The organism is Streptomonospora mangrovi, assembly GCF_027604915.1.
GTDB classification, from domain to species: Bacteria; Actinomycetota; Actinomycetes; order Streptosporangiales; family Streptosporangiaceae; genus Streptomonospora; species Streptomonospora mangrovi.
Genome location: NZ_JAJAQC010000091.1, coordinates 1 through 11,090 on the forward strand (window position 1 = coordinate 1; position 11,090 = coordinate 11,090).

Below are 11,090 nucleotides of genomic sequence, written 5' to 3' on the forward strand. Positions count from 1 at the left end.
TCGCCGCGCCCCTCCAGCAACTGGAGGGCCTGGACGATGCCGTTGGCCACCGCGTCGCAGGCGGTGATCCCGCCGAACACGTTGACGAACACGCTCTTGACGTCGGGGTCGCCCAGGATGATCTCCAGGCCGTTGGCCATGACCTCGGCCGAGGCCCCGCCGCCGATGTCCAGGAAGTTGGCCGGCTTGACCCCGCCGAACTCCTCGCCCGCATAGGCCACCACGTCCAGCGTCGACATCACCAGGCCCGCACCGTTGCCGATGATCCCGACCTGGCCGTCCAGCTTGACGTAGTTGAGCCCCTTCTCCTTCGCCTTGACTTCGAGGGGATCGCCTTCGGCTGCGAAGGCGAGGCTCTCCAGGTCCTGGCGGAACTCGGCGTTCTCGTCGAGGGTGACCTTGCCGTCCAGCGCGACCACGCGGCCGTCGCCGGTGAGGATCAGCGGGTTGACCTCGACCAGCGTGGCGTCGCGGCCGACGAAGACGTCCCAGAGCTTGCTGATGACCTCGGCGGCGCCCTGCGCGGCGGCCTCGGGCAGCTTGCCCTGGCGCACGATCTCGGCGGCGACGTCGGCCGGGGCGCCCTGGAGCGGGTTGATGGCGACCTTGGCGACGGCGTCGGGGTTGGTCGCGGCGACCTCCTCGATCTCCATGCCGCCCTCGGCGGAGCAGATGGAGAGGAAGGTGCGGTTGGCCCGGTCGAGCAGGAACGAGAAGTAGTACTCCTCGGCGATGTCGCTGGCCTCTTCGACGAGGACCCGGTGGACCGTGTGGCCCTTGATGTCCATGCCGAGAATCTGCTCGGCCTTGGCCTCGGCGTCGGCGGCGTCGTCGGCCACCTTCACCCCGCCGGCCTTGCCGCGCCCGCCGGTCTTCACCTGCGCCTTGACGACGACACGGGGCGTGCCCGCCGCCGCGAACTCCTCGGCGATGGCACGGGCCTCAGCGGCCGTGCTCGCCACCTTTCCCTGGGGTACCGGCACCCCGTACTCTGCGAAGAGCTGCTTCGCCTGGTATTCGAACAGGTCCACGAGGGTCCGTCCTTGTTGTTTTGCTGGCTGCGGTCGTGTGCGGACGTGGAGTCATGTCGCTCGCGGGGAACCGAACCGGATGCCGCCGCGTTGGTGATACGTCGAATGCCATCCGCAACATGCGGCAGCTTAGTCCTCCCAGGGCTTGACAGATGACACCGGGGCGCCGGTGACCAGTCAAAGCGAACAGGGAAACCCCCGGTGCGCCGGGTTCTCCGGCGGCGCGCCGGTGGGAATTCGTGTGAGGTCTCACATCGGGATTAACAGGACACCGGGCGCGCGCTAGGCCAACTGCTCCCACCCCAGGCGCACCAGCAGGGCCAGCACCACCACCACGAGCACCACGCGCACGAACCCCGACCCCCGGCGCAGCGCCATGCGCGCGCCGACCTGGGCGCCGGCCACGTTGCACACCGCCAGGCCCAGGCCCAGCAGCCACAGCACGTCGCCGTTGAGCGCGAACACCACCAGCGCGCCCAGGTTGGTGGCGGTGTTGACCACCTTGGCCGACGCCGAGGCGCTGACGAAGTCCAGGCCCACCACCGTGGTCAGCACCATGATGAGGAACGTGCCGGTGCCCGGCCCGATCAGGCCGTCGTAGAACCCCACGCCGCCGCCCGCCAGCAGCACCGCCACCACGATCCGGCGCGGGGTCAGCAGGCTTCGGTCGGCCACCGCGCCCATGGCCGGACGTGCCACCACCAGGACCAGCACCACCGCGAGCACGACCATGACGGTGGGGCGCAGCGCGTCGGAGGACACCGACCCCGCCAGCGCGGCGCCGCCGCCGGCGCCCAGCAGGGCCAGCAGCGCGGTGGGCCACATGATCCGCGGGTCGGGGCGCACCCCGCGCAGGTAGGTCACGGCGGCCGAGGCGGTGCCCATGATCGCGGTCAGCTTGTTGGTGCCCAGCAGCGGCGCCACGGGGGAGGTGGGGAACGCCACGAGCATGGCCGGCAGCATCAGCAGCCCGCCGCCGCCCACCACGGCGTCCACCCAGCCGGCGGCCATGGCGGCGGCCAGCAGCAGGGCCACCACCTCCACGCCCGGGTCGCCGACGGTGCCGGCGAGGTCCGCGAACCCCGGGAGGGCGGACAGGCCGGGCAGGTCGGCCAGGCTGGGCAGGTCGGGGAGTTCGGGGTAGGCGACCGGGGCGCCCGTAGGGCTCAACGCCGCCCGCCCGCGGAGCGGGGTGCGGAGGTGGGAGCGGGTGCGGCGGCGGGGCGGGAGGGGCGTGGCCGCGGACCTGCGGAAAACCGGACAAACGACACGAAAAGCAAGCCTAATCGGGGCGTGAGCGGCCCACGCCGCATCGGCCGCCACCGGCCGTGAGCGATGCCCCACACCCGCGCGGCGCGCGGGCGGGGGCGAGGGCGGGAGGCGGTCAGCCCGCGCCGGTGTGCACGGCGCGGATGTTGGTCCGCACCCAGTCGCTGATCTCGGTGGTGGGGGTGCCCGGCGTGAACACCTTGGCCACGCCCAGGCGCTCCAGCTCGGGGATGTCGGCCTCGGGGATGATCCCGCCGCCGAAGACGGTGATGTCGGTGGCGTCGTGCTCGGCCAGCAGTTCCATGACGCGGCGGAAGATCGTCATGTGCGCGCCCGAGAGCACCGACAGCCCGATGGCGTCGGCGTCCTCCTCCAGCGCCGCGCTGACCACCATCTCGGGGGTCTGCCGCAGACCGGTGTAGATGACCTCCACACCCGCGTCGCGCAGCGCCCGCACCACCACCTTGACCCCGCGGTCGTGCCCGTCCAGACCGGGCTTGGCGACGACCACCCGCACCGCTGATGACGCGCTCATGAGCGCCCCCTCCTGCCGTTGCGCGCCGCCACCGGAACCGGGGATCGCCCGAGGCGCCGGCGCGGACCGCGACTGTGGACCCGTCGGAAGGGTAACCCACATCACCTTCTGTTGAAGCGGCGCGGGCCGGGTAGGGCAGGGGCATGAGCGAAGACGTGTCCACCCTCGACCGTTTGTCGACCGACGAACTCCGCGACCGCGCCGTCGCCCTCGCCCGCCGCCGCTGGGACGTCAAGTTCTTCTGGCGGCTGCTGCGGCTGCTGCCCGCCGCCGAGGCGGCTGCGGGCAACCTGGAGGCGGGCGAGGCCGGCGTGGCGCAGGCGTCGGGCCTGTTCTACGACGCCCTGGCCGCCGAGGAGGACCCGGTCGTCCAGGACGCGCTGCGGCCGGTCTACATCGACTACCTCACCGAGCACGGTGGCCCGGCGGACACCGAGGCCGGGACGGAGACGGGGAGCGGTACCGCGACCGGCACCGGTACGGCGGCCGGGAAGCGGCGCGGCGAGCCCCCGATCTGAGCGCTTCGTTTCGCCCCTGCGGCCACCTGCGGCTATTCGCGGTGCAGCGTGTACCGGTTGAGCGAATCCGGGTCGCCGATCCAGTGGTAGAGGGTGGGCCGCTCCTCGGTCCCGCCGAACTGCCAGCCCTCCGCGCAGCCGCTGACGCGCAGATCGAGCTGCGGGGTCCCCGACGGCGACTCCCCCCGCGCCCACGAGCCCGAGCCGCCGCACCGGTCGGCGGCGTCCCCGCCCACGCTCAGGCCCTCGGCCACCGCGCTGCCGTCGGCCCGCAGGGTGAGGGTGCCGCCCCGGTCGTCGGCCCAGGTGCCGACGAGCTGGGCGGCGGTGGGCCGGGGCGGCTCGTACCCCTGGACCAGACCGGTCCCGTAGGCCGCCAGGCCGCCGACGAGGACCACCGCCGCCAGCGCCGGTCCGCACACGGACACCGCGGCGGCCAGCCCGAACCGGGCACCGGTGCCGCGCAGGACGGTCACGGCCCGGGCGAGCAGGACGGCGGGGACCAGGCCGAGGAGGACCGCGAGGAGAACCAGCGGGAGCACCGTCCACCCGCCGCCGAGAAGCGCCGCGGGCATCCCCACGCACGCGGCGGCCGCGGCGGCGAACGCCGCGCACACGGCCAGGCACCGGCGCACCGTCTCCGGGCGGCCGGCCCTGCGGGCCGACCGGCGCGACAGCCGCACGAGCGGGAGGACGACCGCCGCCGAGCCCACCAGCCCGGCCAGGCCGAGCGCGACCACGGTGATCACGGCCGCGACGAGGTACCCGACGTAGGCCGGGATTCCGGCGGCGACGTAGTACTCCTGCCGCAGTCCCGCCAGGAGGTAGCCGACCAGCGCCAGCGCGCCCTCCGCCGACAGCGCGGCGGCCCCCGTCAGCCACGCGGCCGTCCAGCCCGCGCCACCGACGCGCTCCGGCCCGGCGGGAACCGCCTCCCGCCGCACCACCGTCCCGTGCGCCATCCCCGCCACTTCCCTCCCGTGTTCGCTTCATCATGCCCCTGACCGGCGCGATCGCCGCACCGGGGGTCCCTCACGCGAGGCCGGCGAGATCGGCGAGGTCCGCGAGCGCCTCGGGAAATCCGGTGGAGCGGCCGCGCCCGCGAGCGGTAGCGTCCGGGGCGGCGCCGACCCGGACGGGCCGGGTGCCGATGCGCGCAAACGAGCGGAAAGGGCGGACCACGGCGATGTCCCAGCGGATGCGCGAGCGATGGCGGCAGACCCGGGACGCCTTCGAGAGCGGCGGCTACGACCACGACGGCCGCCGCGTCGACCTCCTCCCCCACCTCACCGCCATGCGCGCGGGCACCCGCCTGTACCTCCCCGAGGAGGCGCACGCGCTCACCCCGCCCGCCGCCGACCGCGCCACGGAGTTCGAGGTCACCGGCGAGTCCACGCTGGAGGCCGCCCTGCGCCTGGCGCGGAGCGGGCAGGGCGACCAGAGCGGCCGGAGCGATACGGTCGCCGCGCTCAACTTCGCCTCGGCCCGCAACCCCGGCGGCGGCGTGGCCAACGGCGCCCGCGCCCAGGAGGAGAGCCTGGCCCGCTCCAGCGCGCTCTACGACTCCCTGGTGCGCTGCCCGGAGTTCTACGCCCACCACCGCGCCCACCGCGAACTCCTCTACAGCGACCGCGTGGTCTACTCCCCCGGCGTGCCCGTGTACCGCCGCGACGACGGCTCCTGGTTGCCCGAGCCGGTGCCCGTCGCGTTCCTGACCGCCGCCGCGCCCAACCGGCGGATGATCGAGCGCAACCAGACCCACGACGCCCACCGCATCGGCGCCGCCCTCACCAGGCGCGCCCGCGCCGTGCTCGCCGTGGCCGCCGACCGGGGCCACACCCGCCTCGTGCTGGGCGCCTGGGGCTGCGGCGTGTTCGGCAACGACCCCGCCGAGGTCGCCGCAGCGTTCGCCGCCCACCTCCACGGCGAGTACGCCGGGGTCTTCGTCCAGGCCGTCTTCGCCATCCTGGACCGCGACCCCGCCGTCCGGGACGCCTTCCACGCCCAGTTCCCCCGCCGGCGACCGCAGACGGCCGGTGACCACAGCCGGTAAAGACCCGCGTGCGAACGGCGGGGCTCCATGGCCCGCGTGCCGCCGTCGGCCGCCGTCCCCGGTCCCCAGACCTCCATGTCCGATATCCGCTAGCGTGGGCGGAGTGGGGAGGCGACCATGGATGGCGTGATGGACGACGACCAGCGCTACCTGGCGATTCGCAGCGGCGACGCGCGCTTTGACGGCGTGGTGTACGTCGGTGTCACCAGCACCGGCATCTACTGCCGCCCGAGCTGCCCCGCCGTGACCCCCAAGCGCGAGAACACCCGCTTCTTCCCCACGGCCGCGGCGGCTCAGCGCGCCGGGTTCCGCGCCTGCAAGCGCTGCCGCCCCGACGCCGCCCCCGGCTCGCCCGAGTGGAACGTCCGCGCCGACGTCGTGGGCCGCTCCATGCGGCTCATCGCCGACGGCGCCGTGGACCGCGAGGGCGTCAGCGGTCTGGCCGCCCGCGTCGGCTACAGCGAGCGCCAGCTCAACCGGCTGCTCGTCGCCGAACTCGGCGCCGGGCCCCTCGCCCTGGCCCGCGCGCAGCGCGCGCAGACCGCCCGCGTGCTCATCGAGACCACCGGCATGCCCATGGGCGACATCGCGTTCGCGGCGGGCTTCGCCAGCATCCGCCAGTTCAACGACACCGTGCGCGAGGTGTTCGCGCTCTCCCCCACCGAACTGCGCCGCCGCCGTTCCGCCAGGTCCCGGCCCCCGGCGCGCGCGGCCGAGGCCCGCGCCGGCTCCGCCGGCCCCGCCGGACGGGTCGGCCCGGGCGGTGAGGCGCCCGGCACCGTCACGCTGCGGCTGCCGCTGCGCCCGCCCATCGACGTCGACCACCTCTTCGGCTTCCTCGCCCTGCGCGCCGTCCCCGGGGTCGAGGAGGTCACCGGCACCGGCGCCGCCCGCACCTACCGGCGCTCGCTGAACCTGCCCCACGGCACCGGCCTGGTCGAGCTGTCCCCGGGCGACACCCCCGACCACGTGTGGTGCCGCCTGTGCCTGGAACTCCTCCAGGACCTCGGCACCGCCGTGCAGCGCTGCCGGCGTCTCCTCGACCTCGACACCGACCCCCACGCCGTCGCCGAGGTGCTGGGCGCCGACCCCCTCCTCGCGCCGCTCGTGGCCGCCCGCCCCGGCCTGCGCGCCCCCGGCCACGTCGACCCCGCCGAGATCGCGGTCCGCGCGATCGTCGGCCAGCAGGTCTCGGTCGCCGCCGCCCGCACGGTGGCCGGACGGCTCGTGGAGCGGTTCGGCAAGCCGCTCACCGCCGCGAGCGGCGCCCTCACCCACGCCTTCCCCCGCCCCGACGACCTCGCCGGTGCCTCCCCCGAGGAACTGCCCATGCCGCGCGGGCGCGCCCGCGCGCTCACCGCGCTCGCCGAGGCCCTGGCGGGCGGCGGCCTCGACCTCGGCCCCGGCGCCGACTGGGACGACGCCACCGCCCGGCTGCGCGCCCTGCCCGGGATCGGCCCCTGGACCGCCGACTACATCCGCATGCGCGCCTTCGGCGACCCCGACGTGTTCCTCGGCACCGACCTGGGCGTGCGCCGCACCCTGGAGCGCCTGGGCCGCCCCGGCGACCGCCGCGCCGCCGAGCACGCCGCGCGCTCCTGGAGCCCGTGGCGGACGTATGCCACCCACCACCTGTGGGCGGCCGCCGCACCCGCGGCCGGGTCTGCCTCCGGACCCCAACCCCGACCCGAAGCCGAACCCGAACGCGTCTTCGCACCCGCACCCGTCTCCGCGTCCGCTCCGGCGGCCGCCACCGCTAAGCCCACCCGCAAGGAGCCCGGAAATGACAGCCGACAGCATGACCCAGGACGCGCTCCCGCTGGACCTGGCCGCGCCCCGGCCCGAGGCGGTCGCGGCGGTCGAGTTCACTCAGCCCGCTGAGGACGGGGAGCGGCTGTACGACATCGTGCCCTCACCGCTGGGCGACCTCCTGCTGACCGCCGAGGACGGCGGCGCGGTCCTCACCGGCCTGCACCTGGACCCCACGCGGTTCGCGCACGAGACCGACACCCGCTGGCGGCGCGCCCCGGCGGCGCTGGCCGAGGCCGCCGACCAGCTCGCCGCCTACTTCGCGGGCGAGCGGACCGGCTTCACCCTGGCCCTGGCCCCGGCCGGAACCGCCTTCCAGCGGCAGGTGTGGCGGGCGCTCACCACCATCCCCTACGGCCGCACCGCCACCTACGGCGAGATCGCGCGGGCCATCGGCCAGCCCAACGCCGCCCGCGCGGTGGGCATGGCCAACAACCGCAACCCGATCTCGATCGTCATCCCGTGCCACCGGGTGATCGGCGCCAACGGCGCCATGGTCGGCTACGGCGGCGGCCTGCCGCGCAAGCAGGCCCTGCTCCACCTGGAGCGCTCCACCCGCCGCCCCACGGGAGCCTGACCGCCGCCCGCGATCCGCGACATGCCGCCGCCCGGCCCGGCCCCGTCCAGGGACCGGGCCGGGCGGCTGCGCGGGCGCTGCCCCGGCCCGCTCTTCAGCGGACCGCCAGCCGCCACAGCGACGTCGTCTCGGCGGCGCGGGCGGCGTGCAGCGGGTCGGCGGCGTCCCTGGCCCGGGGATGGCGCGGCGCGGTGTCGATCCTGTCCACCACGCGCAGGCCCCCGGCCGCGATGGCGTCCGCCAGCTCGCCCCGGGTCCGCAGCCCGAGGCGTTCGGCCAGGTCGGACAGGACGAGCCAGCCCTCACCGCCCGGTTCGAGGTGCGCGGCCAGACCGGCGAGGAAACCGCGCAGCATGCGGCCGCCGTCGTCGTAGACGCCCAACTCGACCTCGGAGGTGGGGCGGGCCGGGATCCACGGCGGATTGCACACCACCAGGTCGGCGCGCCCCTCGGGGAAGAGGCCCGGCCCGGTCACCTCCACCGTCCCGGCCGGCCCCAGGCGGCGGACGTTGTCGCGCGCGCAGGCCAGCGCGCGCGGGCTGATGTCGGTGGCCACCACGCGGTCGAACCCCCGCCGGGCCAGGACGGCGGCCAGCACCCCCGTGCCCGTCCCGAGGTCGAACGCGGTGCGCCGACGCGCGCCCGGACGGGGGCCGCGACGGGTGCGGCGGCCGACCGGGCCGGCCGTGGCGTGAGGCCCGGGCAGGGGCGCCCGCGCGACCAGGTCGACGTACTCCGCCCGGGTCGGCGGGAACACCCCGTAGTGCGGGTGCACCCGGGCGCCGCCCAGCGCCGGGACCGCCACCCCCTTCAGCCGCCACTGGTGGGCGCCGATCACCCCCAGCAGTTCGGTGAGCGCCACGGCCGTCGGCTCCGCCGCCACCGACGGCGACCGGGACGGCGGCCCGTACGCCTCGGCGCACGCCCGCCGTACGTCGGGCGCTCTGCGCAGGTCAAGGGAGTGGTCGGCCTCCAGCAGCACCAGCAGCCGACCCAGCAGGCGGGCGCGGGCGGCGCGGTCCCGGCGGTGCCGCTGGAAGACCTCGGCGGGATCGTCGCCGCGCCGGGGCGCCGCGCGGTCGACCCGGCGGCGCAGCGCGTCCAGGAGGTGCCGGGCGCTGGGGAAGCCGCCCCGCCACAGCAGCGCGGTGCCCTGCCGGACCAGCCGGTAGGCGGTGTCGGCCCGCATGCGGTCGTCGGCGACGACGACCCGCGCGGGCGGGGGCGCGGCGCTCTCGGAGTGCCAGCGGGCGCTGCGGCGGATGGTGTCCTCGGTCCACCGGATGGTGGCGGGCACGGCCTGGGACGGGGACGGGAACGGCAGGGCCGGGGACGGCCCGGACGTGGAGGGCATGGGAGAACTCCTCGCGGTCGAAGTGCGGGTGCGGGTGCACGAGGGGCACTTCGGCGAGGAGCGGTGAGCAGCGAAGGACGCCCGCTCCGAGCGGTACGGGCGGGTGTGAGTGCGTCAGGCAGGCGGTGCTACCGCTCCCGCGCCGAAGCGCGCGGGGAGCGGTCGCCGAGAACCATGCCGAGGGGCGTCACGGGAGTCCTTTCGCGGAAGTCGACGTAGGGAGACCTACGAGGTAGGACGACGTGGGACGAACGTAGCAGGACGGCGCGCCCGCCGCCGAAGGCGGCGCACCGGACCGCAGAACCGAGCCGCGCGCCCCTCAGGCCGAGCGGGTGACGACGCTGAGCAGCACGGTGGCGATGGTCGCGCGGGCGCGTTCCGGGTCGGCCTCCCCGCGTGCGGCCGCGTGGCCGAGCGCGTCGGCGGCGCCCACGAACGCGATCGCGCCCTCCTCGCCGAGGTCCGCGTCGCCGTCGGCGCACCGGATGGCCTGGCGGCAGACGTCCACGTAGCGGCGTTCGCCCTCCCTCTTGGCCTCCTCCAGGGCCGGGGTGCCCACGAGCGCGGCCATCACCCCGCTGAGTTCGGCGCCCTGGGAGACGACGCACGCGACGTGGGCCGCCGCGATCGCGTCGACGCGCTGCCGCAGCTCGGGCGGGGTCCGCTCCAGCGCGGCACGCAGGTCGGCGAGGTGCCGCCGGTCGAAGTCCTCGTACAGCGAGAGGAGCAGCGCCGAGCGGGAGGAGAAGTGGTCGTAGACGACGGGCTTGGAGATGCCCGCCCGGCTCGCGAGGTAGGCGAGCGTGAGCGCGTCCGTGCCTTCGGAGGCGATGACGTCGCGGGCAATGCCGACGAGCTGTGCCCGCCGGTCGGCGCTGGAGAGTCGTCGCCCGGCCATGTCCGGCGGTCCTCCTTTCGAGTAACCTACTAGTAGTAGGTTGTCTATGAGTGAGCGGAGCCGTCGATGCACACCCTGCTGGTGGCCACGAACCCGGACCCCCGGTCCCTGACGCATCACGTGGTGGAAAGACTTGAGGCGGCGCTCCATCCCGGGTCGGTCGAGGTGGCCGACCTGTCCAAGGAGCAATTCAACCCCACGTTCACCCTGGCGGACCGCCGGGCGTACCACGAGGCGGGAGGCTACCCGCCCGACGTCGTGCGTGAGCACCGCCGCCTCGAACGGGCCACGGACCTGGTGCTGGTCTTCCCCGTGTACTGGTGGTCGATGCCCGCGCTGCTGAAGGGGTGGATCGACCGGGTCTTCGTCAACGGCTGGGCCTTCGAGTACTCCCCCACGTCGGGCCTGCAACCGAAGCTCCAGGGGCTCACCACGCACCTCCTGCCCATCGCGGGCGACGACTCCGCGGCGTTCGAGCGCCGAGGGTACAGGGAGGCGCTGCGGACGCAGATCGAGCGCGGAATCATCGACTACTGCGGCAGCCGACGCGGCGCCACGGCGTTCGTCTACGAGTCCGAGCAGCCTTCTTCGGAGGCGACGGCCCGCAGCGTCGACAACGCGGTGCGCCTCGTCAGCGAGGCCGTACACGCACGGGCAGCGGCGCCGACGCCGACGCCGACGCCGTCGTAAGCGTCGCGGCGAGGCCGAACACGGGTCCGGACGCGCGGTCATCGCCTTGGGGGGCGAGTACAAGCGCGCGGGCGGGGGTGGCGACAGGGCATCAAGGCGAAGCGCACCCCCGGCCCGCGACCATCGGACATCGGTCATCGGTGCGGATGGCCGAGGTTGCGAGGCGCGCAGCGGGGGCCACAGCCCCGTTTCCGCTCGGGGCAGGCGGTGGAATCCGGCACGCGGCCGTCGGCATGGTGTGCGCACAGGACCACCACCGGATCTTTTCCTTTAGCGAAATAAAAGAGTTGCGGCGGGGCGGGGGGGGGGTTCAGTCCGCCCCCCCCCCCCCCCCCGGGGGGGGGGGGGGGTGGTGG

The 11,090-nt window shown here is 75.2% G+C and carries 11 protein-coding genes; 5 read left to right on the forward strand and 6 right to left on the reverse strand.

Annotated features, from left to right (window positions below):
- From sucC to LG943_RS26840, 3 genes are all read right to left on the reverse strand, one after another.
- A partial coding sequence (sucC, locus tag LG943_RS26830; protein ID WP_270075172.1) for an ADP-forming succinate--CoA ligase subunit beta occupies window positions 1-1,031 on the reverse strand: 1,031 nt, incomplete at its 3' end.
- Window positions 1,032-1,313: 282 nt separating this feature from the next.
- Window positions 1,314-2,075: a TSUP family transporter gene (locus LG943_RS26835; RefSeq protein ID WP_270075182.1), complete on the reverse strand. Its 762-nt coding sequence runs from the start codon at window positions 2,073-2,075 to the stop codon at window positions 1,314-1,316.
- Between the two features lie 340 nt (window positions 2,076-2,415).
- Window positions 2,416-2,835, reverse strand: coding sequence for a cobalamin B12-binding domain-containing protein (locus LG943_RS26840; protein WP_270075173.1), 420 nt, complete (start codon window positions 2,833-2,835; stop codon window positions 2,416-2,418).
- A 143-nt stretch (window positions 2,836-2,978) separates the two neighbouring features.
- Here LG943_RS26840 and LG943_RS26845 point away from each other — a divergent pair, with 143 nt between their 5' ends.
- Window positions 2,979-3,353, forward strand: a complete 375-nt coding sequence (locus LG943_RS26845; RefSeq protein ID WP_270075174.1) for a hypothetical protein — start codon at window positions 2,979-2,981, stop codon at window positions 3,351-3,353.
- A gap of 32 nt (window positions 3,354-3,385) precedes the next feature.
- On the opposite strand, the gene LG943_RS26850 is transcribed toward LG943_RS26845, so the two are convergent.
- A complete protein-coding gene (locus LG943_RS26850; protein ID WP_270075175.1) occupies window positions 3,386-4,315 on the reverse strand; it encodes a hypothetical protein in 930 nt (309 codons plus the stop codon).
- A 224-nt stretch (window positions 4,316-4,539) separates the two neighbouring features.
- Between LG943_RS26850 and LG943_RS26855 the strand changes: the two genes are divergently transcribed.
- From LG943_RS26855 to LG943_RS26865, 3 genes are all read left to right on the forward strand, one after another.
- Window positions 4,540-5,406 (forward strand): TIGR02452 family protein, encoded by an 867-nt coding sequence (locus tag LG943_RS26855; protein ID WP_270075176.1) that lies wholly within the window; start codon window positions 4,540-4,542, stop codon window positions 5,404-5,406.
- Between the two features lie 117 nt (window positions 5,407-5,523).
- Complete coding sequence (locus LG943_RS26860; protein WP_270075177.1) at window positions 5,524-7,287, forward strand: AlkA N-terminal domain-containing protein; 1,764 nt, start codon at window positions 5,524-5,526, stop codon at window positions 7,285-7,287.
- Complete coding sequence (locus LG943_RS26865) at window positions 7,190-7,792, forward strand: methylated-DNA--[protein]-cysteine S-methyltransferase (protein WP_270075178.1); 603 nt, start codon at window positions 7,190-7,192, stop codon at window positions 7,790-7,792. The genes LG943_RS26860 and LG943_RS26865 overlap by 98 nt, the downstream gene beginning before the upstream one ends.
- Before the next feature lie 94 nt (window positions 7,793-7,886).
- On the opposite strand, the gene LG943_RS26870 is transcribed toward LG943_RS26865, so the two are convergent.
- Complete coding sequence (locus LG943_RS26870; RefSeq protein ID WP_270075179.1) at window positions 7,887-9,146, reverse strand: N5-glutamine methyltransferase family protein; 1,260 nt, start codon at window positions 9,144-9,146, stop codon at window positions 7,887-7,889.
- Window positions 9,147-9,465: 319 nt separating this feature from the next.
- Window positions 9,466-10,044, reverse strand: coding sequence for a TetR/AcrR family transcriptional regulator (locus tag LG943_RS26875; protein WP_270075180.1), 579 nt, complete (start codon window positions 10,042-10,044; stop codon window positions 9,466-9,468).
- Window positions 10,045-10,110: 66 nt separating this feature from the next.
- On the opposite strand from LG943_RS26875, the gene LG943_RS26880 reads away from it, so the two are divergent.
- Window positions 10,111-10,734 (forward strand): NAD(P)H-dependent oxidoreductase, encoded by a 624-nt coding sequence (locus LG943_RS26880; protein WP_270075181.1) that lies wholly within the window; start codon window positions 10,111-10,113, stop codon window positions 10,732-10,734.
- The last annotated feature ends 356 nt before the right edge of the window (window positions 10,735-11,090 follow it).